Genomic DNA, 24,360 nt, shown 5'->3' with positions numbered 1-24,360 from the left:
AGCGTTTCAGCTTCTTTCACCACTTTTCGCCTGACTATATATTAATGATATCTTTTTCTTGAAAGATACCATTTGATGCAGTATTCATCTAATAATGCAACTCAATGAATCAGAACAATTTTTCCGCTGTCAGCGGTGTTTTTTAAACCATTTTTTCCACAAGAAGGTCAAATAATTTAAAGAGGATGTGACAATGAGTGTGCTAAAAGAATTTAAGGAATTCGCGGTAAAAGGAAATGTCGTCGATATGGCTGTGGGTATCATTATCGGTGCTTCGTTCGGTAAAATCATTTCCTCTCTTGTCGGGGATGTGGTTATGCCACCAATCGGCGTGCTCCTTGGGGGAGTCGATTTTTCTAATCTGGCGATTACCGTCAAGGAAGCGGCAGGAGATATACCGGCTGTCGTCATCAGCTACGGCAAGTTCATCCAGACGGTCGTGGACTTTACAATCATTGCTTTCGCAATTTTTATCGTCATCAAACTCATTAACTCGCTGAAGCGCAAAGAGGAAGAAGCTCCAGCGGCGCCACCGGAGCCATCGGCTGAGGAAGTATTGCTTACGGAAATTCGTGATCTACTCAAAGAGAGGAAGTGAGCGTTTCGCTAGGAGATTGTCCGTTTTCTTGCGACCAGTGGAGCATCCGGCCAATACTACTTGTTTCAGCGATCGAGGTGGCCGGAATTATCCGCCGTCTACCAGTGGGATCGGGCTGCATTGTCCGATCCTGAACCTTCACCTGCAAGCCCCGCACCCTTGGCTATGATGTGGTTATAGCTGTTCGTCAGCTTTGCAAGAGGCACAACCTCGCGATTTTTGCACTCTATCACAGTGCAGATACGTTCTTTCGTGAGGACATCAAGAATAAAATCCATAAACTGATAATCATGGTCCGGCCAGGCGAGATTTTTGTGCTCGGGACCGAAATAGAACCAGATATTCTCCCTGAATTCACCCCCATCATGGAGGGTATAGCCTAGGTTTTTATAGGTATAGGAACCGCCGTCCAGAGGCGGCAGGTGATCACTGGTGGCAATGATCAGACTGTCCGGGTCCATTTCCCGAAGCTTGGTGATATAATCCGCCACAGCCCCGGCACGATAATAAAATTGCTGAATGGCCAGATAGGCCTGGGAGCCCGGTTTGACTCCGACCACATCGACCTTTGGCGGAAAGCGTTCAATGTCGGTCTTGTGCGGGAGATGGCCATAGGTGCCGAGCACATAATTGAGAAACGGCTTGCCGTCGGCAAGAAGTTTTTCGACATAGAGAAGATTCTGCGTAAGAAGATCGCCGTCGAATATATAGCTGTCGGGAAGGTCATAGTTAAGATACGTCTGCCGGTCTTCGGCATATATCGACGGAAAATTTGTCTCCTGGAAGCCTATCGATTGATACGCTTTTTCCGAATTAAAAAAATCGGGTTGATACGATTGCGTCGCTATCGTTCGATAACCGGCCGCAGCGAGCAGGTTGGGCAGACAGGGGGTCGGCTTACCGGTAAACATACTGAATTCGGCCGGACTATAGAGCTCGAAAGCCGGAACACCACAGAGCAGCTCAAATTCAACCTCGGCTGTGCCGCCACCAAATACCGGCGACCTGGCTGTATGCATATTCTCCCGGAGCTTGTCAAACCTGGGCGGGGCCGGCGGCGTACGAAATTGTAAAGCCGAAAAACGCTGCGGATCGAGGAAAGATTCGAGGACAAGGATATGGACATTGCGGCTCTCCTGCAGGGCATTTACCAGCAGGGCCGGATTTCGCTGCGGATCATCGACCACCGGCTGCATTGCCAGATCGGCCAGGGCCTGACGCTTAGTCGCGGCGAAGAGAAACAGGGCGGTCGTGCGACCCATTACCGCCGAGGTTAAACGATCGGACCAGGGGATGATGGTCAGCCCCGAGCTATGCGCTACCTGAAGGAACTGTTGCGGCAGAGTGTAGGCGGCAACTGGTGGTGCCGCCGCAAGAGCCAGGAGCAAAAAAGGTACGGCCAGCTCCCCAAGGGAACGCTTCAGATTTTTGATAAAAACCACCGTCCAGACAACCAGGGCGCCCCAGACTCCTATCCTCGCCCAAATCGGCGAGACGTTGAGCCCCTCCGGCAAAAGGAGCAGCTCATCGAGCTTGAAGACACTATGCATATAGACAAAGCGCAGGTCGATAACCAGATAGAGCACGATAATCGGCAGCGCCGCAAGCAAAATGCGCCAGGGCGTCGGGCGCAGAAGATACAGCAGCGCCGCATAAGCAACAATCAGGTAAGGTAATTCGAAGCGTATGGCACTGCCGAAATCCCGTATCCCGCCGACCAGGCCAAACGACCAGGAGATGGCCCAGAGAACCAGCCCGAGACCCGCGGCTGAGGCGACCGTTACCATAACCGACCAGAGGAGAAGCAAGCCATCTCTCTGCTCCGTGGAGGAGTACAGGTGAAACGATTTCATGAGCATGAACGTGTTCGATCTAAAAAATATATTGACAGTGACGTAAGAAAGGATACATCAAAAAACTTCACCTTTTCAATACGATACCTTATCGACAAATATCGACAAAACGGCGCCACTCCACAACAGGAGGGCAAGAGCGATGCTGACAAAGACTGCCGCGCTGCCGATGTCTTTGGCTCGTTTTGCCAGCGCATGATACTCGGCGGAAGCGAGATCGACCACCGACTCAATTGCCGAATTTAACAACTCGACGACAAGAACGGCAGTAGTTGCCAAAAAGAGCAGCCCTTTCCATTCGGAGGACAGCGGCAAAAAAAACAGACCTGCCGAAGCAAGAGTGACGAGGTACAATTCCTGCCGAAAAGCTGCTTCGGTGGAAAAAGTACTGCGTAAGCCCTGCAGCGAATAGGAGCCGGCGGCCATAATTCTCGCGAAACCGGTCTTTTTAGGTGGTTTACCAGCCATATTCTGTTATTGCATAGCGGAGATGAACTATGAGGTGCTGCCCTTCTCGGTAATAAACTCCTGGGCGATGAGCATCACTTCTGCATCGCCATAAAGAGCAACAGGGCCTAAAGCGGGTAAAAAATACTCCGTTAATTCAACACAGTCAAGGTATCTCGGAATTAAGTTTTGTCTTAATTCTCCCAGCCAGCGAGTAAATGTCAATCGGCGCAGCGGTATTAACGGTCACCACATTGAAGTGCTCATGCTTTTGTAACGGCTGCCACTTGGCATGCTGCATCTCGAGGACCTTCAAGTCAGCATCGGAGACATCGTTTGTGCGCTGCAGAATACGCTCATATAATGTCTCGATGTCAGCTGTGCACTGCAAAATTACAAATGGCGCCTGTCTGCTTTTGGCCAGGTTTCGAAATTGCTCTCGTTCCCCGTGGTGCAAAAATACCGCATCGACAATCACCGGATAGCCGGCATCGAGAACCTGGGATGCCAGCTCCTCTAGTTTTCCGTAGGTCTTTTGCGTTGCTTCCGGGCTATAGATGCCTTTTCCCGGCGCAGCCTGTCCATCATCCTCCGGTTTCAAGCCAAACAATCGCTTACGTTCGACATCTGACCGAAGACGAATTGCCCCTAACTGTTCTAAAAGTAATTGACTTACCGTGCTCTTGCCCGAGGCCGACATGCCCCGGGTGATGATGAGCTGCGGTTTTGCCGTTCTGACGCAGGTCAAGGCCAGGTCCAGATACTCGAAGAAATCCTTCTCGGCTGCAGCTTGTTCCTCCTGCCCTATTCCAGGCTGATGGGCACGAATTGCATCGATCTTGGCACGCACCAGGGCACGATACACCTGATAAAAACGCAACACCCCAACCCCGGTATAATCGCCGGTATGTTCAAGGTACTGATTCAAGAAACGCCGGGCCAGTTCCGGCTGTTTTCTCTCCTGCAAATCCATGACCAGAAAGGCGACATCACTCATGACATCGATCCAGCGCAGGTTCGGGCTAAACTCGATACAATCAAACAAAATCGGAGCATCGTCAATCCAGGCGATATTGCGCAGATGCATATCGCCATGACACTCACGGATAAAACCGGCCGATTTACGTTGAACAAAATAAGAATGCAGAGTATGGGCGGTTGCCCCACTCCAGAATTCCAATTCATCCAGCAGGTGCAAGGCCCGGCTGTCTTGTACATGTTGCCGTATCTGCTTAAAATTCTCTTCAACGGGTTGCAGGACCGTTTCCGGGTCACCATAGGGCGTCGTGGCCTCGGCAACATCGATTTGCTTATGGAAGCTTGCTATGTGCCGCGCCAGCAGATCAATGTGCCCGGCTTGTAATGCGCCGCCGGCCAGCAATCGATCAAGCTGTGCCTCCTGGGGGAAGGCCAGCATCTTCACCGCATACTCAATCGCCTCCCCGTCACCAGCCCATTGCGGATGATCAAATGTGCCGGTTATCGGCACGACGGACAGGTACATCGCCGGCGCGAGTCTTTTATTTAAGCGTAATTCCTCCTGGCAATAAAAATGGCGCTTTTCCAGAGTGGAAAAATCGAGAAAGCCCAGATTGACTGATTTTTTGATTTTATAGGCATAGGAGCCAGCCAATATCACCCAGGAGATGTGGGTCTCGATCAAAGCACATTTGTCAACAGGGGGATCATATGCCTTGGGCTGCAACAACGAGTTAATCAGAGAGAGAGGTTGCAGAGTGTCTGCGCTCATCGTGAAGACCTCCGTTATTATGATTGCCGTCTGCTTGGATTTGTCACACGTCCTACTTAACCATAACTTACTAACAAATTGCAAGAGCATTGGCAGGGCACCAGTCATTAGCGAAATTGTCCGCACCGGAGTAACCGCCCTGGAAAAACAGTAAGAAGGAACGGGCGCGGGGGTTCTCATTGCCGGCCACTGCGCAATGGGAGTCCTCACTCCGCCCGTATGGCGTCCACCGGATTCAAGCCGGCGGCATAGCGAGCCGGTAAAACACCGGCCAACAGCCCGATCCCGGCCGCCATCACCTCGGCATAAAGAGCATAGATCCATGGCGTATAGGTTGGCAGGGCCGGCACCAGTTCCCCTAAAAGCCAGGCGGAGCCGGCGCCGATAACCAAGCCGAACATGCCGCCTATGCCGGCCAGGACCACCGCCTCGCCGATAAAAAGCAGGAGGATCTGCCCGCGGTCGGCACCGATGGCCCGCAACAGGCCGATTTCCGGGGTGCGCTCATTGACGGCAATAGTCATAATGGTGACTATGCCGACAGCACCAACCAACAGGGATATCCCCCCCAGTCCTCCGACCGCGAGAGTAAGAATGCCCAGCACCGACCCGAGAACCTGCAGCATCTCCTCCTGGGTGGTGATGGTGAAATCCTCGGCGCCATGGATGCTTTGCAGCATTTTTCTCGCTCTTTCGACTATGGTCTTCGACTGCAGTCCACTCCGATAGAGGATATCGATTTCCATCAGGCTTTGCTGGTTGAAAAGACTCATAGCCCGAACTGTCGGGATATACACGGCATCATCTAAATCAAAGCCGAGCATCTGTCCCTTTGACTCCATGACCCCGACTACCCGGTATCGCTCCCCGGCAACCCGGATTATCTGCCCCAGCGGGTTGGCATCTCGAAACAGTTCATTCTTCACCCGGCTGCCGAGAACGACAAAAGACCTGGCAGCTTGGCTGTCATCTTCCGGCAGAAACCGTCCCTTGACGACCTTGATCTGCCACACCTCCGCCGCCGATGGGCCAACCCCGAGAATGGTCGTGCGCCGGCTGCGTTTGGCAAATTCCACCGGCCCATTGCCCTGAAGCACAGAGACCGTATCGATCACACCGGGGATGCGTCTGAGCGCCTCCTCGTCGGCAATGCTCAGTGGACGGACATTGTTGATAATTGCCCCGGAGGTGCCAAGGGTGGTTGACTTGCCCGGATTTATAGCAATTAAATTGGTGCCGAACTGGGTAAATTCGGCGACGGCAAACTTCTGCACCCCTTCACCGATCGAGGTCAACAGGACCACGGAGGCGATGCCAACGGCGATGCCGAGGATAGTCAGAAAACTGCGCAGTCGCTGGTCCGCTAACGAACTGTAGGAGAGTCTGCAGATATCACGGATAAGCATGACAGCTCAACGTCTTGAGAGGGAAAGCACCGGATCAAGCCGGGCCGCTCTGATGGCCGGCAGGACGCCGAAAAGAAGACCAGTGGCAACCGACACGCCAACCGCCGCCCAGAGAGACCACAGGGGAATCTCCAGCGGCAGATCAGGAAACACCTGCTCGATAGCCCAGATCGCGACGGCAGACAGCAGCAGGCCGAAGACAGCGCCGATAGTTGACAGGAAAGCCGATTCGGCAAGAAACAAGGTGACAATCCGGCTGCTCGGCGCACCGATGGCCTTCAACAGCCCGACCTCGCTGCGCCGTTGAGAAACGGCGATGAGCATGACATTCATGATCAGGATGCCGGCCACGGCAATACTGATGCCACCAATACCGGCCACGGTCAGGGTCAGGGCGGTGAAAATGCGATCGAAGGTGGCAAGGACGGCATCCTGACTGATAACCGTCACATCATCCTCCCCGTCGTGCCGCTGCCGAATAGTTTCTAGAACCTGCTCCTTGGCCCGGGCCATGGCGTCCCGATCAGTGACCTCAATCATGATTCTGAACAGGGAGGCGGTGTTGAAGAGAGCCTGGGCCGAGGCGACCGGAACAACGACAATATCACCCATATCCATGCCAATTGACTGACCTTTCTCCGTCAGAACGCCAAGGACCCGAAAGCGCCGGTCGCCGATGCGAACCATTTCACCAAGAGCCGAACTGTTACCGAAAAGCTCCTGTTTAATCTTGTAACCCAGAACACAGACGGAGGCGGCACGGGTGATATCGCCTTCGGGAAGAAATTGACCTCCGGCCATAGCCAGCCGGCGAATGTGCATGAGATCCGGCGTCGAGCCCAAGATCGACACTTCTCGCTCCAGTCTGCCTCGGGAGACCGGGGCGGCACCGACCGAAATCGGCGCAACATAACGTATGGTCGATGAGCGCAGCAGGGCCATGGCATCATCCAGGGTCAGATCTCTTGGCGTAATCCCTAACAAAGGTGGCGGCCCGCCGACCGTCTCCGAGCGCCCCGGCAGGACAATAAGCAGATTGCTGCCAAGAGACGAAAACTGATTGACAACATAGTTGCGCGCCCCATCACCCAGGGTTGACAGGACAACCACCGAACCCGCGCCGATGGCCATGGCCAGAAGCAGCAGCATGGTCCTCGTCGGATAGCCGGTTGCGGCACGAACGGCAAAGCGGATAATATCAATTATCTTCATAACTTTTTTGGGATCTTTTTCGGGATAATACCCCTTGTCAATGATCCGAATCGATCCGCCCATCGACCATATGGATCTGCCGTTTTGCCCGCCGGCCAAGTTCCGGATCGTGGGTTACCACGAGCAGGGTGATCCGCTGCCGGTTAAGGTCTTCGAGGATATCGATCACCTCCTTGCCCGAGACGCGGTCGAGATTGCCGGTGGGTTCGTCGGCAAGGAGGATATGCGGCCGCATGATGGTCGCCCGGGCAATTGCCACCCGCTGCCGCTGCCCGCCGGAAAGTTCATCCGGCCGATGCCGGGCCCGGTTGGTCAGGCCAAAGGCCTCGATCGCCTCCTGCACCCGTTTTTTTCTCTCGGACGGAGCCAGACCAGCCAGCATCATCGGCAGTTCGATATTTTCCGCAGCCGACATCCTCGGTACCAGATGAAAAAACTGAAAGATAAAGCCGATCTTATGACGCCGAAGAGCCGCCTGCCGGCTGTCGTCCAGCCCGGTCATGTCCTCGCCTTCCAGGAGATATCTGCCGCTGTCCGCCCTGTCGAGCAGGCCGATCATATTCAGTAAGGTTGACTTGCCGGAACCGGATGGTCCCATGATCGACACATACTCGCCGGTAGTAATCTCCAGATCGACATCTCGCAGACCGTACACCTGCTCGTCACCAACGGTAAAAATTCTGCTGATCCGCGTCAGGCTGATCAAGGAACATCCTCCGCGACAACTGCCGCAACGCCGTCTTTCAGACCCGGTTTATCGACATTGACGACCACCAGCCACCCTTCCTCCAGTCCGGTGATGATCTCGGTGAAAGCCCAGTTGGCCAGCCCTGTCTGCACCTGTTTTTCATACACCTTCTTGTCAGCCGCCTGGTAAACAAAAACCCTTCTGCCATCAAGAACGGCTTCGGTGGGGATTTTCAAGGCATCCTGCCGGGTAGCGATGATGATCTCGACATCGGCACTGTAGCCGGCAAGCAGGTCGTGAAAATCATCGGTATTGCTGAAGGCCGTCTCGATGTCGAGGGTCCGCGCCTGCTTCTCCACATCAAGGACATAGGGGGAAATGCGGCGCACCGTCCCAGCAAAATGCCTGCCCCTGAAGGCGTCCAGACTGATGCGGCTGTCCATGCCGACGCGAACTTCCGCAGCGTCGACCTCATCGATGGGAGCCGAGACATAATAGCAGTTGTTTTCAATGAGATCGACGGTCGGCGGGGTTTGTACACCAATTGGCGAGGGGGTGACATATTCATTCAACTCACCTTCAATTTTTGCCACCACACCATCAAAAGGCGCCAGCAGTCGGGTACGGGAAAGGTTTGCCCGGGCAACGTTGACCCGGGCCAGCGCCATCTGCACCGAGGACTTTGCCGCCTCGCACTGGGCCTGAGACGATCTGGCCTGGGTAATAGCCCGATCCGTCTGCTCCTTCGAGTCAACCTGCCGGCGAAACAGCTGCTCTGATCGTTTTGCGTCCAGTTTTGCCTGCTCTGCCGAGAGACATGCTGCATTGGCCTGTGCCTCGGCAAAAACAACCTCGCGCTCGGCCAGGACCAGCTGGGCCTTGAAATCGGCATTCCATATTTCCAGCAACAGGGCGCCGGCCTTGACCTGATCGCCCTCGCGAATGGGCAGGTGGGAGATTTGTCCGCCGATACTCGCGGAGAGTTTGGCTCTGCGGCAGGCTTTGACCGTGCCGGCGCGGGTGTTGGCAACGGTTTTTTCAATTACTCCCCGAACAACCGGTTTCACCATCACCTCAATGGGTTTGGGACGACTCTTGTGCCAGACAAGAAAAGCAACTCCTGCGACAACAAGCAGACCGACCATCCACCGCATGAGCCTGCGCATAACAGCACTCCTTCACGTTGATACGTTATTAACGCCGTCTACCGTGCGGCAAGATGCCTCGAACAAGCAGAGCGTCCCGCTTTGTTGAGAAAAAAAATGTCCATATTCTGGTTAATTGTTAATCAATTGCCTGTTAAAATACACCCACCCTTTACCTTAGGCAAGACCTGCTTTACCAATACTGGTATGGCGGTGTTACCAGGAATAACTCTACATGGAGAAGAGACAATGGCCGATCTACAACAGCGTATTCTTAATATTCTTCACAAACCACAACTTGCAGCTTTAGCGACGGTGACCGAAAAAAATAACCCCTGGGTTCGTTATGTGGTAACCGTCGGCGACGGAAATTTGGTAATTCGATGCGCGACCTTTGCCGACTCACGTAAAGTTCAACAGATAGAAAAAAATCCTAATGTGCATTTAACCTGCGGCGTTACCAGCTTGCAGGAAATGCGCCCTTATCTGCAAATCCAGGGTCAAGCCCGGGTCACCACCGACAAGGAAGAACGGCATAACTTCTGGAATGACTTACTCGCGCCCACCTTTTCCGGCCCGGATGACCCGAAATATTCGATCATTGTTATCGAACCCTACCGGATAGAATATTGCACTCCAGGCAGCTATGAACCTGAGGTGTGGACAAGATAGACGCTCCGCAAAAAGAACGTGGCCAAGAGTATAGCGTACAATGAAATGCGCCTCCGACATCGGGTATACCAGAGGAGGCATTAATCATTTTTTATTTGGTTCTGAAATATTTGTATCTTTCACTCCAGGAACATTACATGATTAACATCATGTGCAAATACCGGCCATTACAATTGACATAATGGGATTATTGGTTAATAATAAGCCATATTTGGCATCCTGGCCATTTACTGAATAGGTATAATTATAACTTATGAGCTGCATTGGTGGCACGCTCTAACAACTAAAAATGAGGATTATCGATGAAAAAAATTATCATTGCATGTGTCGGACTACTCTTGATGTTCACTTATGGTTGCAGCAGTGAAGACACGAAAGAAGCTGCTGAAAAAACCAAGGAAACCGTAATAGAAACCAAAGAAAAAATTGTGGAAACCAGCAAGGAAGCGGCAACTGCCACCAAGGAAGCGGCAATCGATGCAAAAGACAAGACTGCTGAAGTGGTTGGCGATGCAGCTACTGCTGTGAAGGAAACCGCAATCGATGCAAAAGATAAAGCTGCTGAAATGACTAATGATGCCGTGAAAGAAACCAAGAAAAAACCCGCGCTCGAAGGCTGCTGATAGCAGCACACCAGCCAACAGTCACAGGAAATAGTGCCGGTGAAACTTTTATGTCCGGAAAAACCACATAGAGTTTCACCGTAGTTTTTCGCTGTCTGAGAAGGGTTATGACGCAGGCTTGATCATAATGCCTTGATGAAAGCAAGATGAGCAGTGATCAAACTTTTTTCTCTCCCTGTTTATACCAGACATTCATGCTTTCCAGCGAACCTGAAATCTGGGTATTATTGATCAAGGTACCGGCGAAAGTATACTTGTTCTTGGCGAAGGTGATATTCATACCATAGCTGGTCGCCCTGGCAATGGTGTAGCAGGTCTTGATATGTGCCTCTGCCATCAGGACTTCCAGCTTTTGCAGCAGCACCCCGGCGAGTCCGCGGCCCCGGCCGTTTACATGGGTGGCAAAGTCAGTCATCTCGGCATTGGCCATCTTCTCATCGACCTCCGCTGAAGCGAGCGCCAATAATTTATTGTCCTGCCAGACTCCCGCATAGAGCACATTTTCAGCCATGGTTTGCCGTAGATAATCCGGATCGCTGATCGGAAAAGGATAGCTGGCAAAAACCTGCCGGTACAGCTCGCTCATCTGCCGACAATCAGCTGGTGTAGCAAGACGGACCTCAAGCCCTGGACCGGTTTCCTGATGATGTGACTCGGTGGCTTTGTCATGCGCTCTCGCCAGTACCGTCCGGACTCGCTCGAACGTAGGGTCAAGCATGCGATCCGGGTGATAATAGCGGGCCATGAACAGGCCATCTTCCCGGCCATTGTAAAAATTTGGAATAGCTGCCTCAAGCCGGTAACCACCCTGTTCAAAAAGAGTTCTGCTGCCGGCCGGGATCTTGGCAAAAATCTTTGCATAGCCCTTTTGCCTGGCCAGTGCATGGATATGATCAAGAATGTTCGGCAAATCAGCTTTGTCCAACTTCATCAGATAGACCCGGTCACTCACCGGGCCATGCTGCATCAATGAACTGCCGAAGTATTCGATCCGATCAATTGTCATCCCGCCGTTCCATCCGTGCATTATTTCGTGGGGTCAGACTGATCGTTTTATCGCAGTCTGAAAGCAGCCTTTCTATGCCGGTAACAGCTGTTTCATCGCCATCCTCAAGTTTCAGTTGCAGATGGCAGTCGCCACAATTACGATCGCAGAACTTCGTCTTATAGCTATCCGGTTCCTTGTAGGTTGTAATCACTCCTTCGTAATTTCTCAACACCACCTTGTTAGTCGACAGCGAGATCAAGTAGTTGGGAATAAGCGGTATCTTGCCGCCGCCACCCGGTGCGTCGACCACATAGGTCGGCACGGCAAAGCCGCTGGTATGACCGATCAGCGCTTCCATGATCTCGATGCCCTTGCCGATGGGGGTACGAAAATGCGACAGTCCTTCAGAAAGATCGCACTGGTAGAGGTAGTATGGTCGGACCCGGTTCTCAACAAGTTTGTGGACCAGAGCTTTCATGATCCTCTGGCAGTCATTGACACCGGCCAGCAGCACCGACTGGTTGCCCAGGGGAATGCCCGCATCGGCAAGTTTTTTCAGTGCCTGGCGCGAAGAACTGGTCATCTCACGCGGATGGTTGAAATGGGTATTGACCCAGAGCGGATGGTGCTTTTTCAACATATTTACCAGAGCATCGGTAATGCGATAGGGCAGCACGACCGGCATCCGGGTACCAATGCGAATGACCTGGACATGGTCGATCTGCCGTAATTCGGTGAGCAGCCAGTCGAGGTGGATATCGCTCAGCATCAACGGGTCCCCACCGGAAAGCAAGACATCGCGAACCTCGGGGGCATTACGAATATAGTCAATCCCGGCACGGATCTGTGCACGGTTGGGAATCGAATCGACATCACCTACTTTGCGTTTACGGGTGCAATGGCGACAGTACATGGAGCAGACATTGCTGACATGAAAAAGGACCCGATCCGGGTACCGATGGGTGATGCCCGGTACCGGACTGTCTTTGTCCTCGGACAGGGGATCGGCCATGTCACACTTTTCAATGTGCAGCTCCTGAGCGTCAGGGAATGCCTGGCGAAAAACCGGGTCGTTACGAAAGTCATGGCGATCGATCAAGGAAAGATAATAGGGCGTGATCGACATGGGGAACTTCTTCATGGTCAACTCGACCTTCCGCCTCTCAAACGGTTCGAGTTCAATATTAAGCAGTTTTTCGAATGTCTCGACGTCGGTGATAGAATTTTTAAGCTGCCAATGCCAGTTTTTCCACTGGGAGAGATCAACTTTTTCATCACTGAGATGGTCGGCAATTTTTTGCTGATTGTTGGAAAAAATATTAATTGTCATAAACTTACAGATCCTTGCATGCAACGAAACGCTGCCTTCGGTGCAGAGCAACATGATCTGCATTTCGGCCAGGCGTCCATTGAGCTGTGTGCTGGTTGTACCGCAACCTGCGGCTGGTTATTGACGCTTGCGTCCCAGACCTTCTTGGTTGAGGCTTCCGGGGGCTTTTCGTCTTTTCTTTGTCTTATTGTCTTACAGGATATTTATACGGCGGATATCGATTGATTTATACATCAATGATTCGTGTACGAACTATATTAACAAAAATGTTTTACCTTGTCAAGGGCCGCCCTCTGCCGCAGAGCAGCCGACACGGTATCTTGCCTTTTTGCAGGTGATCGAAGCAGGTGGCCAGAGGATTATTTTTTGGCGATTATGGGCCCTGTTTCCAGGATCGGAGCCGCCTGAATATGGCCTGCTTCCATTAAGTCGACAAGCTTTTCCAGGGCTATGGTCATAGCGATCTGCTCTGAGTCCGGCAGGTCGACAAGAGCGTTTTTTAGAGTATCCTGCAAAAGGGACGGGGTTGCGGCCACTAATTGCTCACCGGCCGGCGTGATGCAGATATGGATGAGACGACGATCTTTACTGTCGCGATTACGCTGCACCAGGTTTTTTTCTTCCAGCCTGTCTATAATGCCGACGATGGTGCTGGGACTGAGATAAACTTTTTCCGCCAGCCTGGCACTTGTTATCGGGCCGCTTTCCATTACAGCCAGAAGACAACCGAGCTGGGGGCCGGTAATTTTATGCTGAGTCGTCAGTTTGTGTGAATGGATGTCTATCGCCCTGATAATACGACGCAACGCCCGCAGGATTCGCAGTTCATAGCTTTGTGCGGGAATGTGCAGATCCTGATTGTTGGTTGATTTATTTTCTGGTACAGCTTTCTTCATTTTCATTTGGCCCGCACAAAGACAAGATATCGGATCGTTTATAAATTATGCAATTATCCGGCGCAAATTATCCGCATCTTTTGCAGCTTTACCGAAAATTTATCCCATTTCCTCCTCTTTAGCCATGATTTTTCAATTGATTTCTCAGGCTGCGATTCTCATTGTTGGGTTCCAACATCAATACATGAGGTTAGGTAAGTATAAAATAATTTGCGGGAAAATTGCGAGAATAACAGTGCCGATAAGCGTTGCCACCATAAAGGGCGCAATTCCTTTAAAGATAGACTCAAGAGCCATTCCCCCTCCGGGCAGTCCTCGGGCTACGCCATAAACCACATACACATTAATCCCTACCGGTGGAGTGATAATCCCCATCTCGGTTACCATGACAATGATGATGCCAAACCAGATCGGATCATAACCAAGGTCGAGAACCAGAGGAAAAAATATCGGCACCGTCAGCATCACCAGGGCGAGGGAATCCATAAAACAACCGCCGATAAAGTACACCAGCACCACCATGCCAAGAATTAAAATTGGCGGCAGATCAAAACTGCCGATCCATGTGGCAATATCGTACGGAATTCTTGTCACGGCTAAAAATTTCCCGAAAACAGTTGCTCCGGCGACAAGCATCATCACCATGCAGGAGGTTTTCAGTGTTTCGTACAGGGCATCGACGAAGCGCTGCCAGGATAACTGCCTGCGTACAACAGAGACAAACAGCATGCCCATGACACCTACAGCGGCGGCTTCGGTGGGAGTAAACAAGCCATAAAACAGGCCACCCATAACCAGAGCAAAAACAGCCAGGGTTTCGCCCATCCCGCTCAGGGATTTTATTTTTTCCTTCCAGGTAAACGATTCCCCTCGCGCCCCCTGTTCCGGCATAAAATGACACCAGATCATTATGGTGATGATAAAAAGAACAGTAACCAGCAATGCCGGCAGAATACCGGCCATAAACAACCTGCCGATGGACTGTTCCGTCAAAATACCGTACACGATCAGCACGACACTCGGTGGCATAATCATGCCTATTCCGCCACCTGAGGCAACAGAGCCTGCGGCCAGTTCGTCGGCATAGCCAAATTTTCTCATCTCTGGAAGTCCGACAGTAGCCATTGTTGCAGCTGTCGCTGCACTAGACCCACAGACAGCTCCGAAAGCAGTGCAGGCGGAAACCGTAGCGATGGCCAGGCCACCCTTGGTATCGCCGAGAAATCTATATGCCGACGCATAGACCTTGCCGCTTATCCCCGAGTTAAATGCCAATTGACCCATCAGGATAAACAGCGGAACCGTAGTCAGGTCATAAGAAGAAAAGACTTCATAAAAATCTTTGGCCAGAAGATTCAAGCTCCCATTAACCGAGCTCATAATGCTAAATCCTAAAAAACCAACCATGGCCATGACATATGCTACCGGCATTCGCGTCATAAAAATCGCGATCATCAAGACAATGCCACTAATACCGATCAATGTGGGATTCATTATTTTGTTAATTTATTGAAAGTTTGAAAAATGCTATTGACGATTGTCAAAGTGAATATGACAAAACCGCAGGCCAAAATAAAAATTATGGCGTACTCGGGAAGTTGCAGATTCATAGACAACACGCCTGATGCCTTCGAACTTATACTGAAGTGAAACATTCTCCAGGATACCAGCATAAACAGAGCCAGACTCAGAAGCTCAGTACACAGCTCGACGATATGCCGTATTTTGGGTGGAAGTTTTCGGGTAAAAAGTTCAACGCCTATATGCCCATCTTTCTGATGGGTAAAAGGCAAGGAGCAGGCGATGGCCAAGGCTCCCATAAAACTAACCAACTCAAACGTACCAAATATCGGATATTTAAACAGGCGTCCAATCACATCCAGGCAGGTCAATACCGCCATGCCCATCAACAACACGGCCCCAACCATTTTTAGCTTATCCGATACGAATAACAATGTTTTCTGGATCGATTCCATTGAGGGTATCTTCTCTACTGAACTCATTTTTTTCAATAGGGGGGCAACAATCTAGGAACTTGGCCCCCCGCTCACTCTGTAACTCTACCGGATTACATGTTGGCTTTCAGTGCCTCACGAATTATTTTGACGACTCCAGCTCCGTCCAGGTTCTTTTTATCAAGGTCGGCGGCATATGCGTCAATGACCGGTGCAACTGCCGTTTTCCATCTTTCAACCTCTTTGGGGTCAAGACCGCTGACAGTATTTCCCTGCTCGAGAAAAAACCTTAACCCTTCGAGATCACTGCTATCCCATGCTTCGCCATGCTTGATCGACCAGGCAGTGTTGATTGCTTCTATAGCTTGCTGGTCTTTTGCATCAAGAGTCGCCCATTTAGCCTTATTCATGGTTACAAAAAAGGTGGTCGTATATGCCGTTGCATAACTACCGACAGCATTTTTCGTTACCTCACCAAGTTTCCAGCCGAGATTTGATTCAAGCGGATGTGCACTGCCATCAACGACACCTTTTTGCAAACTCTGATAAGAGTCAGGCATCCCCATCGCCACAGGAGTGGCACCAAGCGCTTTTACCAATTCAGCGCTAATACCGGTAGATCGCATTCGCAGTCCTTTCAGATCTTCAAGTTTGGTAATAACCTTATCACGGGTATGGATGAATCCCGGTCCATGGGCATGGAGGTACATCAATTTGGTATCGTCGAACTCCTTGGGTTTAACCTTACTATACAGCTCGTTGGCGACGCTGGTCGCCACAACGCCGGAGGGGTAGCCAAAGGGAAGATCCAAGGCTCCGGTCACCGGGAATCGTCCACGATTGTAAGCAAGTACCGAGAGGCCGACGTCGCTGATTCCATCAGCGACACCACCATAGATCTGTTGTGCTTTAAGGAGGCTGCCGCCGGGGTAATACTCAACCTTTACACGCCCTTCTGTCTGCTTTTCCACTTCCTTACACCACGCTTCGGCGAGTTTGCTCTGGATGTGGGTTGGTGGAAAGAAGTTACTGTACTTCAGAGTAACTGTCTCTGCGGTCGAGACGGTCGGGAATACAGCGAACAATAAAAAAAGCGCGAGGATTGAGATACTGGGCAAAAAATTTTGTTTCATGTGCAGCCTCCTTAGATGTTATTTAGATGTTGTTTACTGTGAAACTCACTATATGATATATGAGATTACTCCTCTCGATATCTTTCTACATGGCACAGGAAATGAAGAGTTCATTTTCCAATTTACCTGTCTTACCAAACATTTATATAAATATTCTTCATCAAAAAATGTCTTTTATCAGTACTTCTTTTCATTTCATCGATTCAACCTTACATGCCTTATTACATGTTACCCTGCCGCGCATTTGTCTGATTCTGGCGCATAAATCCACACAATTCTCAGATGTGCAAAGTAAAAAAGCGGCCGAAACAGAGCTGTCGTGGCATTATACCCGGCAATTTTTCTGGATATATATCCGAAAAGATAGATAAATCGACGACGCGAAGCCGGTTTCATTCTTTAGAAAACTTCATCCAGATTTCCAGGGCATCTTGAGTCTGGGTTATTTTTATATCGGAAAAGCACTTCTTGCAAAGGTTGATCATGGATTTATTTTCAGGCAGGATAGTGGCCAGAAAGCCCTCGAAGCCATTTGCCGAGGCAACCCTTTCGAGTTCTTTAAAGATATAGCCGGCAATCCCCTGATTTTGAAAATCTTCTCGAACGACAAAAGCCACCTCGGCCCATGTATCATCCATTTTTGCATAGGTTCCGATGGCGACAATCTCTTTATTGCCCTTGGTTTGCACAAGGCCGATCAGTGAAATATTTTTGCGATAATCCATGGTAGCCCAATGCTCCTGAGCCATTTTCCGTGAAAAAATCTTCACCGCATGAAAAAAACGCAGATAGACAGTCTCTTCGTTTAAGGAATAAAAAAAATTGCGATAGGCAATTTCATCAGAGGGGAGAAGCGGCCGCAACGACATGGTTCTGCCGTTTTTTAGTTTTATACGGCTTTTGTACTCCTCGATAAATATCAGATCTTCGGCCAGTGGTGGCAATTGATCGGGGAAGATGTAATGATTTTTTTTCGCTTGCTCGATAAGGCTCTCCCGAAAATCCGGATGGGCAATCTGGCACAGCTCAATAACACGCTGACTAATGCTTTTTCCTTTAAGCTGAGCGATGCCGAACTCTGTCACCACAAAATTAACATCCGCCCGGAGAGTAGCTACCCCGGCGCCGGCACTCAGGTTGGCAACAATCCGGGAAACCTTGCCGCCCCTGGCCGTTGCAGGGAGGGCGATTATCGAGAATCCGCCTTTTGACAGGGTTGCCCCGCGGATGAAATTTGACTGATCCCCTGTTCCACTGAAAAATTGCTTGCCGACAGAATCAGAACATACCTGCCCTGTCAGATCGACCTCCAGGGCAGAACTGATGGATATGAAATTATCGTTTTTGCCGATTATACCTGGCGTATTCACCCAATCCGCCGTGCCAAAGTAAAACTGGATATTGTTGTCTATATAATCGTAGGCAATCCTTGTCCCCATACAAAAGGTCGCTACTGCGCGATCGGTCATGAAATTTTTATATTTGTTGGTAATAATGCCCTGTTTGATGAGAGGAATGAATGCATCGGAAATCATGTGGGTATGGATGCCAAGATCATTTTTGTTATCAAAATATTTCAACAAGGCATAGGGCATATGCCCATAGCCCACCTGCAAGGTGCTGCCGTCATCAACGAGATCCCTGACGTATTGCGCAATTCGGGCGGCGGTACTGTCTTCCACCGTTTCCTGATCGATACATATCAATTCCTCCTCAAAGGGAACCAGATAGTCAATGTCCTTGATATGCAGAAATCCGTCGCCATGGGTTCTGGGCATCCGCGGGTTGATTTGCGCTATAACTGTTTTTGCACTCTTCACTGCCTCCAGGGTGACGTCGACGGACACACCCAGGCTGGCAATGCCAAAGGCATCAGGGGGGCTTATCTGGATAAGTACCGTATCGATAACAATCTGTTTATTTTTGAAAAGCTGCGGCAGCTGGGAAAGGTAGGTTGGGATATAATCAATCTTTCCTTCAAATGCCGCCTGCTGCATCTTGACTGGTACAAAAAAGAGTTTTATCGAGAATCGCTCCAAAAAGGCGTCATCGTCGAGGTAATCGGCGAGAGTATGGGCCAACATCTGAAAGATCATGATATCGTTCAGGTGGGGATTATTTACCAGAGTATGAATAAGATGCTGGGGCTCGCCGCAGCCCGAACCAAGGAAGATACGGCTGCCGTTTTTGATGGTTGACAATGCTTCGTGGGCCGTCACTACCCTTCCTTTGAACCTGTGGTCTTTTACCATTTCCGACGATCCTCCCCTTCCCTTCTGCATTTTTTTAGTATGCCGGCTAGAACCGCAGTGTTTCATGGCCTGTGCATGAGACAGCCGCAGGTGTCTACAACAAAGCTCCCTATCCTACCCTGAAAGAGCATTTCGAACATTTAAAAAATACATCCCGTCGAGCCTCGTTGAGTTTCAACAGACCCTCGGACAGAGGTGCAGTGCGAATAGCAGCACAGGTAACGCCTGTTGCAAACTGGTCATAAACCGACAAAACCGACGCCTTTTCTCGTGAGGAAACCGGAAAACCTCAACGCAGTCACAGACCGCCTGTGAATATACTGTGACTTAGGAAAACTTCAATGATAACGAGGGAAATAAGCAGGGAATCGAAGCATGCCCCGGCAGGAGTAACGAGCTGCAGCTACCCTGTGGATCTGCCCTGAATGGTTGGTGGGGCATTATCCGCAGGCTGCATGAAAATCGTCAAACAGGTGAATCGTTTTGATTTGATGGGATCTTTTCAGGTACTCAAGGGTATTGTAACAACCGAATTTTCTCCGCCAAAATCATCTTTTTCCCGGGCCGGGTAAGTTGGATCGGCCATTCGACGCGAACTATCGAGGATATAAGCAAACCGGTGTTCACCGGCAGGAAGCCGGAGGTTCAGTTCCCAGTAGCCGGTGTTGCCGATTTGCCTCATTTCCATGCGCTGCCATCCATTAAACGTTCCGGTCAGTTCGACTCGACTCACCGCAGGCTCAAAAATGACGAATCTTCCGGCAGTCGTCTGTTGATCGGTTGCATCTGGTGCATCTGGTGTCAGATTGAACAAGATAAGAGTCGCAAGAGCAAATCCGGCCCCGGTGTAGATCATCGGCCTGAGCAGGTAGCGTATCCGGGTCTTCAGATCCGGGCGGATGCGGGTTTCTGCCGGAACCAATACTTTTAGTTTTTCCGGCTGGGTTCGCAGCAGTTTCTCCTGGTCAAGAAGGGCAACGGTTTCCTGGAAGAATTCCTCTTCAGAATGAATTTTCTCGATGAACTGAACCTTTTCTTCCAGGTTGAGTTCGTTGTCGATATACATACTGGCAAGATAGTCCATCATTTACCTCCATCACTCAAGATTTCCTTGAGCCTGATCCTGGCACGGTGTACTTTCACTTTTACATTTGCCTCGCTGATATTCATGATCCTGCCTATTTCGGCATAAGAAAGGTCTGCCCCGGAAAGGAGAGAGAGCAGTTCGCGGTCGAAAATCGGCATTTGTTGTATTGCCGCAAGAACCCGGGCATACGTCTGCCGATCATCGGCATTCTGTTCCGGGCTGTTTTTTTGATCGGCATGGTCTTCCGGCTCAAAATGTTCGGTTTTAGGCTTCCGAAAGGCATCCATCGCCGCATTTCTGGCGATGGTGTACAGCAACGATCGACTGGTTTCGCCGATATTGCTGTAGCGCCGCAGGTAACGGGTAAAGCTCTCCTGGACCAGATCACAGGCCAGATGGTAGTCCCCGGTCATTCTCAGCAGATAGGCAAACAGACCGTCTTTACTGTTTTTATAAAACACATCGTAATGTTCCATGTGATTGTGGTGAGAAGTGTTCGCTGACCGGGATATCTTCTGTCATTTTTTCCGAGCACCAGAGAGGCCGCTTCCATTTCGGCCTCTCTGGGATCCGAAGCACAGGATGAACTATTTGCCGCCGCCACCCGAACCGCTGCCACCTGAACCGCTGCCACCTCCATCACTACCGCCGGAACCACTGCCGCCGGAACCACTGCCGCCGGAACCGCTACCACCGGAGTCACTGCCGCCGGATCCACTGCCGCCGGAGTCACTGCCGCCGGAGTCACTGCCGCCGGAGTCACTGCCACCGGAACCGCTGCCGCCGGAACCACTGCCGCCGGATCCACTGCCGCCGGAACCGCTGCCGCCGGAGTCACTGCCGCCGGAACCGCTGCCACCGGATCCACTGCCGCCGGAGTCACTGCCGCCGGATCCACTGCCGCCGGAACCGCTGCCGCCGGAATGACTGCCGCCGGATCCACTGCCGCCGGAACCGCTGCCGCCGGAACCTTTACCACCTGAGTCATTGGCTCTGCCAAAAGACTGAGCATTTTGATGTGCAGCCCGACTGGGTCCGGTTCGCTGGGCTTCATCGGCAAAGCTATGCCGCAGCTGTTCCATATTTCGAGCTGTATATCGGTTTTGTAACGCTTGAGAAACGGTATCTGACACATCCGTCGATGTAGCACCCAACCTTACCATCGAACGGACTGTCTGCATGGTCTGCAGTGAGAGATCCTCGGCCTGGTTTCTTGTTTGCTGGCGAGTCCGGACCTGCAATTGGGTCATTATCACGTCCATTTCCTCATTCGTCATTCCTGCCGCCAGACTGTCGGCTATTGCCTCGGCCACGGGTTCCATTGTTTTTCTGTCTGCAGAGAGCGACCTGGCCTGCCGATAGGAATAACTGTATCGATCGCGCACCCGTTCCATGGCGGCAATAACCTGGTCCTCCGGAACCTGTTTGGCCATCCCTTCCATGGCCTTATTCATTAACGGTTCGGTCGGCAAATCCTCCTGGGCCGCATTCTGTAGGGTCTGCTGGGCGCGGACGATATTTCGCTCTTGGTATCTCTGCTGATGCATCAAGGTAAACATCCTTTGCGCCTGAGCTTCAGGGATGCCCTGAATATTCATTTCCCGTGTGAGCTGGTGGACACGTTCCTGCGCCGGGGTTGACAGAGGAATTTCCTCGGCATAAGCCCACGTCGAAAAAACCAAAAGAGCAGCAAAAAACAGATATGTCTTTTTCATGATAATACCCTCCCTGCGTTAAGTAAAAAAGTGAAGTGCGTTCATCTCTATAACGTTGGCGTCGCAGAGAGGTTACAGTCGAGGTTCGAAAATACAATTTTCCGAGCCGAAATCATCTTTTTCCGTCTTGGGACAAACGGGCAGAAAGTTTTCGCCATCGACCTTATAAAAATACCTGAACGGTTTGTCAGCCGGTACGGTCACCTGCCAGACCCCTTTTCGCTGAGTAAGCGCCTGGCCCGCATAGCTGTTCAACGAACAGAAAAACTCTACACTTTCAGCAGGCGTATCGAGATACAAGGTCACCTCGCGCCCATTCATTTTGTAAAAATGGCTGGAGCAGGAAGGGAGAACGAGGCAAAATAGAACGAACGCTACATGTATGGATTTCACAGCCGCACCTCCTTTTTTTTGGTTGCCTGGTCGGTGGTTTTTTGTTATGGCCTGGAAAGGGTCTGGTTATTTTTCAATATACCACTTCCTATCTACATAAACGAGCATCATGCCAGATCCCGCGGAAGTAGTTTCCCATCTTCCTTGCTTGAAAATATGCCGGGCAATGCATACAAAGGCAAGAGAAGACAGTTCAGCAGGCTTAATGGAATGACGCCAAACATGACGACGGCGTCGTCAATTGAGTACAAAAACCATAAAAAACTACTAAAATAACACATACTATGCCATTGAGTTATATTTTAACAGCACTGCTGATCGTGGGAATAAGTACCACCGCATATGGCGAGGACGAGCAGACGGTGCCCGACAACGTCTATCCTGATCTGGAATATGCCCTTGCCCTTTCCCGGTCGTCGGCTGATATCGAGCCGAAAGAAGTAGCCTCCCTCATACAATTCGTCGGTTCCAGGCCGGACGATTCGAGCATGAGCCTCAAGGAGCGGCAGGGAGCATCCGGTGCTTTTTATGCCTTTTCGATCAAGGCCGATCTTGACCATGTTCTCGACTATGTCTACAACCCGGATATTCCCGTCTATGTCACCATGCCCTCGTCATTGTGGCAGCATGAATGGTTGACGCCGCACATAAACGATGCACTGAAAAACCTGCCGCGCAAGGTGGAATCGGCTGCTGACATCCGCCTCCTTCGCGGACGGGATCACGAGGTCATCACCCCGGACACCAATACCGGTGGATATTATGAGTACAACCAGAATCGTATAGTGACAATTATGCCCGGACCCAAAGGGCCGGTGCTTATTTCCGTCTCGAGCCAGAACGATTTGTCTGAGGTTGGCAAAAAAGGCTGTGTTGTCGGTGATGACAAGGATTGGAACTATCTCTACTCCGACGAAACAGGATTGAATAAGACCGGCCTGGGATGGGTCGATTCTTATCTGTATAACGCCCATTCTGTTCTCGTTTATGTTTTCGATTCCTCAGCAGGTGTGATCCGTGTGGGTTCTTTCAAGTGGCTTAATGCGGGGTGGAGCAAAATAAACATGGTTAAATCGAGCCATATTCTGACCGGGATCAAGCGCTTTGCCGCCGATTTCAAGACAGTGCTGGAGGCGCCCGGCTTGCCCGACGCGCCCCTGCTGGCAGATACGCATCAAAAGCTGCTGCAGAGCAGTGAACAGGATCTGCGCCGAAGAGTCTCGCCCTATCTGCAGGCCCTGAAAGACTCCGGCACTGCGAAGGTGAACGCCGATCCCTTCAAGAGCCTGCTGGAGTCCGGAAAATATCTTGAACAGATGAGCCGCGAGGAGTTGGTCAAGGTTCTGCTGCTCGAATATGTCAAGCAATCTATCGGCAAAGAACCGCTGATTCGTATTGCCTCCAGCTCACGCTAAGCGGTTCTTTGGGATTAGGCATATGACCTGACACCCCTTCTGGTCACCATACCTTCCATCAGTTCCATGTTTCTCTCCCTCACTCTTATGAGTCTGCTATTAAACCGTGGGAACCACGCGGCGTTTTCCGGCCACCAAGTGCATCATTTGCCCTGTTGCATCGGTAGGCTGCATCAATCAAGTCTTTGCCTATCTCATTGTCGAATTCTTGCCAGACAGGCTGCATTATTTTCACCCACTGTGCTCTTTCAGCGCCTGAAAGAGTGATAATTTTACAGCGTTTTGAGTCAATGATCTTCTGACGAGCGCTGATAGCATAGATTGCAGCGACCTTGTTGCCAAAGATAATCGCATCCTCCAGTGCTTTTTTAACTTCCACCCGCACCTCGTCATCTAAAGTCAGCCAGAATTCGTTTGAAGTAACCACCAGGGAGTCGACAAGTCCATGGTGAGACACGGTTATATAGGGTTGCGCTGCAAAGAATTTTTTTGCGTAGATATTCGACCAGGTATTTTCCTGACCATCTATAGAATGGTCCTGCAACAGAGTAATCCTATCCATGGTTTAAGACACAAAAAATCCTTACCTTCAGTTATTCGTTGTACGCTTTTAAAGCTGCCGAACTTGGGCTCGGAGTCGCTCTTGGCAATCGGTATAACGCCAAAAATCATATTGATGAAAACCGCTCGTTTATTCCATTTGAATTCGAACCAGGCCTCGTGCCGCCCACTCCTCGATATTTTATCTCATCAACGATGCAAAAATCTTATATCCCGAAAGTTGCTGAATTTTCAGCCTGGA

Annotated in this window: 24 protein-coding genes; 5 read left to right on the top strand and 19 right to left on the bottom strand. The window is 50.8% G+C overall.

Annotated elements, in window-relative coordinates:
- Positions 1–193 precede the first annotated feature (193 nt).
- Entirely contained in the window at positions 194–598 is a 405-nt protein-coding gene (gene mscL, locus ACYQ8U_RS13040; protein ID WP_459945985.1) for a large-conductance mechanosensitive channel protein MscL, read from the top strand.
- A 98-nt stretch (positions 599–696) separates the two neighbouring features.
- Here mscL and ACYQ8U_RS13035 read toward each other — a convergent pair whose 3' ends face one another.
- The 7 genes from ACYQ8U_RS13035 to ACYQ8U_RS13005 all read right to left on the bottom strand — a co-directional run bounded on the left by ACYQ8U_RS13035 (position 697) and on the right by ACYQ8U_RS13005 (position 9,120).
- On the bottom strand, positions 697–2,457 hold the full coding sequence (locus ACYQ8U_RS13035) for an LTA synthase family protein (RefSeq protein ID WP_459945984.1): 1,761 nt from the start codon (positions 2,455–2,457) through the stop codon (positions 697–699).
- Between the two features lie 69 nt (positions 2,458–2,526).
- Positions 2,527–2,919, bottom strand: coding sequence for a diacylglycerol kinase (locus ACYQ8U_RS13030; protein WP_459945983.1), 393 nt, complete (start codon positions 2,917–2,919; stop codon positions 2,527–2,529).
- A gap of 145 nt (positions 2,920–3,064) precedes the next feature.
- Positions 3,065–4,648 (bottom strand): bifunctional aminoglycoside phosphotransferase/ATP-binding protein, encoded by a 1,584-nt coding sequence (locus tag ACYQ8U_RS13025; RefSeq protein ID WP_459945982.1) that lies wholly within the window; start codon positions 4,646–4,648, stop codon positions 3,065–3,067.
- A gap of 206 nt (positions 4,649–4,854) precedes the next feature.
- Positions 4,855–6,054 carry an ABC transporter permease gene (locus tag ACYQ8U_RS13020; RefSeq protein WP_459945981.1) on the bottom strand — a complete coding sequence of 400 codons (1,200 nt, stop codon included), beginning with the start codon at positions 6,052–6,054 and terminating at the stop codon, positions 4,855–4,857.
- Positions 6,055–6,060: 6 nt separating this feature from the next.
- Positions 6,061–7,329: an ABC transporter permease gene (locus ACYQ8U_RS13015; protein WP_459945980.1), complete on the bottom strand. Its 1,269-nt coding sequence runs from the start codon at positions 7,327–7,329 to the stop codon at positions 6,061–6,063.
- Entirely contained in the window at positions 7,304–7,972 is a 669-nt protein-coding gene (locus tag ACYQ8U_RS13010) for an ABC transporter ATP-binding protein (protein ID WP_459945979.1), read from the bottom strand. Before ACYQ8U_RS13010 ends, ACYQ8U_RS13015 begins: the two co-directional genes overlap by 26 nt.
- Positions 7,969–9,120: an efflux RND transporter periplasmic adaptor subunit gene (locus ACYQ8U_RS13005; RefSeq protein WP_459945978.1), complete on the bottom strand. Its 1,152-nt coding sequence runs from the start codon at positions 9,118–9,120 to the stop codon at positions 7,969–7,971. Before ACYQ8U_RS13005 ends, ACYQ8U_RS13010 begins: the two co-directional genes overlap by 4 nt.
- A gap of 228 nt (positions 9,121–9,348) precedes the next feature.
- On the opposite strand from ACYQ8U_RS13005, the gene ACYQ8U_RS13000 reads away from it, so the two are divergent.
- Positions 9,349–9,771 (top strand): pyridoxamine 5'-phosphate oxidase family protein, encoded by a 423-nt coding sequence (locus tag ACYQ8U_RS13000; protein ID WP_459945977.1) that lies wholly within the window; start codon positions 9,349–9,351, stop codon positions 9,769–9,771.
- Positions 9,772–10,073: 302 nt separating this feature from the next.
- Positions 10,074–10,394, top strand: coding sequence for a hypothetical protein (locus ACYQ8U_RS12995; RefSeq protein WP_459945976.1), 321 nt, complete (start codon positions 10,074–10,076; stop codon positions 10,392–10,394).
- Positions 10,395–10,551: 157 nt separating this feature from the next.
- Here ACYQ8U_RS12995 and ablB read toward each other — a convergent pair whose 3' ends face one another.
- On the bottom strand, positions 10,552–11,400 hold the full coding sequence (gene ablB, locus ACYQ8U_RS12990; RefSeq protein ID WP_459945975.1) for a putative beta-lysine N-acetyltransferase: 849 nt from the start codon (positions 11,398–11,400) through the stop codon (positions 10,552–10,554).
- Positions 11,390–12,712, bottom strand: a complete 1,323-nt coding sequence (kamA, locus tag ACYQ8U_RS12985; RefSeq protein ID WP_459945974.1) for a lysine 2,3-aminomutase — start codon at positions 12,710–12,712, stop codon at positions 11,390–11,392. The genes ablB and kamA overlap by 11 nt, the downstream gene beginning before the upstream one ends.
- Before the next feature lie 18 nt (positions 12,713–12,730).
- On the opposite strand from kamA, the gene ACYQ8U_RS12980 reads away from it, so the two are divergent.
- A complete protein-coding gene (locus tag ACYQ8U_RS12980; protein ID WP_459945973.1) occupies positions 12,731–12,937 on the top strand; it encodes a hypothetical protein in 207 nt (68 codons plus the stop codon).
- A 134-nt stretch (positions 12,938–13,071) separates the two neighbouring features.
- Here the strand turns inward: ACYQ8U_RS12980 and ACYQ8U_RS12975 are convergent, their stop codons facing one another.
- The 9 genes from ACYQ8U_RS12975 to ACYQ8U_RS12935 all read right to left on the bottom strand — a co-directional run bounded on the left by ACYQ8U_RS12975 (position 13,072) and on the right by ACYQ8U_RS12935 (position 22,143).
- Entirely contained in the window at positions 13,072–13,608 is a 537-nt protein-coding gene (locus tag ACYQ8U_RS12975; protein ID WP_459945972.1) for a MarR family winged helix-turn-helix transcriptional regulator, read from the bottom strand.
- Between the two features lie 177 nt (positions 13,609–13,785).
- Positions 13,786–15,102 carry a TRAP transporter large permease gene (locus tag ACYQ8U_RS12970; RefSeq protein ID WP_459945971.1) on the bottom strand — a complete coding sequence of 439 codons (1,317 nt, stop codon included), beginning with the start codon at positions 15,100–15,102 and terminating at the stop codon, positions 13,786–13,788.
- Positions 15,102–15,584 carry a TRAP transporter small permease gene (locus ACYQ8U_RS12965; RefSeq protein ID WP_459945970.1) on the bottom strand — a complete coding sequence of 161 codons (483 nt, stop codon included), beginning with the start codon at positions 15,582–15,584 and terminating at the stop codon, positions 15,102–15,104. The genes ACYQ8U_RS12970 and ACYQ8U_RS12965 overlap by 1 nt, the downstream gene beginning before the upstream one ends.
- Before the next feature lie 92 nt (positions 15,585–15,676).
- Entirely contained in the window at positions 15,677–16,696 is a 1,020-nt protein-coding gene (locus ACYQ8U_RS12960; RefSeq protein WP_459945969.1) for a TRAP transporter substrate-binding protein, read from the bottom strand.
- A 392-nt stretch (positions 16,697–17,088) separates the two neighbouring features.
- The gene (locus ACYQ8U_RS12955; protein WP_459945968.1) at positions 17,089–18,948 is read right to left on the bottom strand and encodes a GNAT family N-acetyltransferase; all 1,860 of its coding nucleotides are present in this window, start codon (positions 18,946–18,948) and stop codon (positions 17,089–17,091) included.
- A 502-nt stretch (positions 18,949–19,450) separates the two neighbouring features.
- Positions 19,451–20,035, bottom strand: a complete 585-nt coding sequence (locus tag ACYQ8U_RS12950; RefSeq protein WP_459945967.1) for a glycogen-binding domain-containing protein — start codon at positions 20,033–20,035, stop codon at positions 19,451–19,453.
- Positions 20,032–20,511 carry an RNA polymerase sigma factor gene (locus ACYQ8U_RS12945; RefSeq protein WP_459945966.1) on the bottom strand — a complete coding sequence of 160 codons (480 nt, stop codon included), beginning with the start codon at positions 20,509–20,511 and terminating at the stop codon, positions 20,032–20,034. Before ACYQ8U_RS12945 ends, ACYQ8U_RS12950 begins: the two co-directional genes overlap by 4 nt.
- Positions 20,512–20,622: 111 nt before the next feature.
- Positions 20,623–21,750, bottom strand: coding sequence for a hypothetical protein (locus tag ACYQ8U_RS12940; protein WP_459945965.1), 1,128 nt, complete (start codon positions 21,748–21,750; stop codon positions 20,623–20,625).
- 72 nt (positions 21,751–21,822) lie between these two features.
- Positions 21,823–22,143: an early set domain-containing protein gene (locus ACYQ8U_RS12935; protein ID WP_459945964.1), complete on the bottom strand. Its 321-nt coding sequence runs from the start codon at positions 22,141–22,143 to the stop codon at positions 21,823–21,825.
- 320 nt (positions 22,144–22,463) lie between these two features.
- Here ACYQ8U_RS12935 and ACYQ8U_RS12930 point away from each other — a divergent pair, with 320 nt between their 5' ends.
- Entirely contained in the window at positions 22,464–23,558 is a 1,095-nt protein-coding gene (locus ACYQ8U_RS12930; RefSeq protein WP_459945963.1) for a hypothetical protein, read from the top strand.
- A gap of 85 nt (positions 23,559–23,643) precedes the next feature.
- Here ACYQ8U_RS12930 and ACYQ8U_RS12925 read toward each other — a convergent pair whose 3' ends face one another.
- The gene (locus tag ACYQ8U_RS12925; protein WP_459945962.1) at positions 23,644–24,120 is read right to left on the bottom strand and encodes a type 2 periplasmic-binding domain-containing protein; all 477 of its coding nucleotides are present in this window, start codon (positions 24,118–24,120) and stop codon (positions 23,644–23,646) included.
- Positions 24,121–24,360: the final 240 nt, after the last annotated feature.

It is taken from the genome of Desulfocastanea catecholica, assembly GCF_054657295.1.
Note: the sequence above shows the minus strand (reverse complement) of the source record. Positions and strands in the feature narration are given on the sequence as shown.

What these genes read in the sequence shown, in the direction of transcription:
- mscL (WP_459945985.1), top strand. Translation starts at nt 194, where the DNA reads ATGAGTGTGCTAAAAGAATTTAAGGAATTCGCGGTAAAAGGAAATGTC.
- ACYQ8U_RS13035 (WP_459945984.1), bottom strand. Translation starts at nt 2,457, where the DNA reads ATGCTCATGAAATCGTTTCACCTGTACTCCTCCACGGAGCAGAGAGAT.
- ACYQ8U_RS13030 (WP_459945983.1), bottom strand. Translation starts at nt 2,919, where the DNA reads ATGGCTGGTAAACCACCTAAAAAGACCGGTTTCGCGAGAATTATGGCC.
- ACYQ8U_RS13025 (WP_459945982.1), bottom strand. Translation starts at nt 4,648, where the DNA reads ATGAGCGCAGACACTCTGCAACCTCTCTCTCTGATTAACTCGTTGTTG.
- ACYQ8U_RS13020 (WP_459945981.1), bottom strand. Translation starts at nt 6,054, where the DNA reads ATGCTTATCCGTGATATCTGCAGACTCTCCTACAGTTCGTTAGCGGAC.
- ACYQ8U_RS13015 (WP_459945980.1), bottom strand. Translation starts at nt 7,329, where the DNA reads ATGGGCGGATCGATTCGGATCATTGACAAGGGGTATTATCCCGAAAAA.
- ACYQ8U_RS13005 (WP_459945978.1), bottom strand. Translation starts at nt 9,120, where the DNA reads ATGCGCAGGCTCATGCGGTGGATGGTCGGTCTGCTTGTTGTCGCAGGA.
- ACYQ8U_RS13000 (WP_459945977.1), top strand. Translation starts at nt 9,349, where the DNA reads ATGGCCGATCTACAACAGCGTATTCTTAATATTCTTCACAAACCACAA.
- ACYQ8U_RS12995 (WP_459945976.1), top strand. Translation starts at nt 10,074, where the DNA reads ATGAAAAAAATTATCATTGCATGTGTCGGACTACTCTTGATGTTCACT.
- ablB (WP_459945975.1), bottom strand. Translation starts at nt 11,400, where the DNA reads ATGACAATTGATCGGATCGAATACTTCGGCAGTTCATTGATGCAGCAT.
- kamA (WP_459945974.1), bottom strand. Translation starts at nt 12,712, where the DNA reads ATGACAATTAATATTTTTTCCAACAATCAGCAAAAAATTGCCGACCAT.
- ACYQ8U_RS12980 (WP_459945973.1), top strand. Translation starts at nt 12,731, where the DNA reads ATGCAACGAAACGCTGCCTTCGGTGCAGAGCAACATGATCTGCATTTC.
- ACYQ8U_RS12975 (WP_459945972.1), bottom strand. Translation starts at nt 13,608, where the DNA reads ATGAAGAAAGCTGTACCAGAAAATAAATCAACCAACAATCAGGATCTG.
- ACYQ8U_RS12970 (WP_459945971.1), bottom strand. Translation starts at nt 15,102, where the DNA reads ATGAATCCCACATTGATCGGTATTAGTGGCATTGTCTTGATGATCGCG.
- ACYQ8U_RS12965 (WP_459945970.1), bottom strand. Translation starts at nt 15,584, where the DNA reads ATGGAATCGATCCAGAAAACATTGTTATTCGTATCGGATAAGCTAAAA.
- ACYQ8U_RS12960 (WP_459945969.1), bottom strand. Translation starts at nt 16,696, where the DNA reads ATGAAACAAAATTTTTTGCCCAGTATCTCAATCCTCGCGCTTTTTTTA.
- ACYQ8U_RS12955 (WP_459945968.1), bottom strand. Translation starts at nt 18,948, where the DNA reads ATGGTAAAAGACCACAGGTTCAAAGGAAGGGTAGTGACGGCCCACGAA.
- ACYQ8U_RS12950 (WP_459945967.1), bottom strand. Translation starts at nt 20,035, where the DNA reads ATGATGGACTATCTTGCCAGTATGTATATCGACAACGAACTCAACCTG.
- ACYQ8U_RS12945 (WP_459945966.1), bottom strand. Translation starts at nt 20,511, where the DNA reads ATGGAACATTACGATGTGTTTTATAAAAACAGTAAAGACGGTCTGTTT.
- ACYQ8U_RS12940 (WP_459945965.1), bottom strand. Translation starts at nt 21,750, where the DNA reads ATGAAAAAGACATATCTGTTTTTTGCTGCTCTTTTGGTTTTTTCGACG.
- ACYQ8U_RS12925 (WP_459945962.1), bottom strand. Translation starts at nt 24,120, where the DNA reads ATGGATAGGATTACTCTGTTGCAGGACCATTCTATAGATGGTCAGGAA.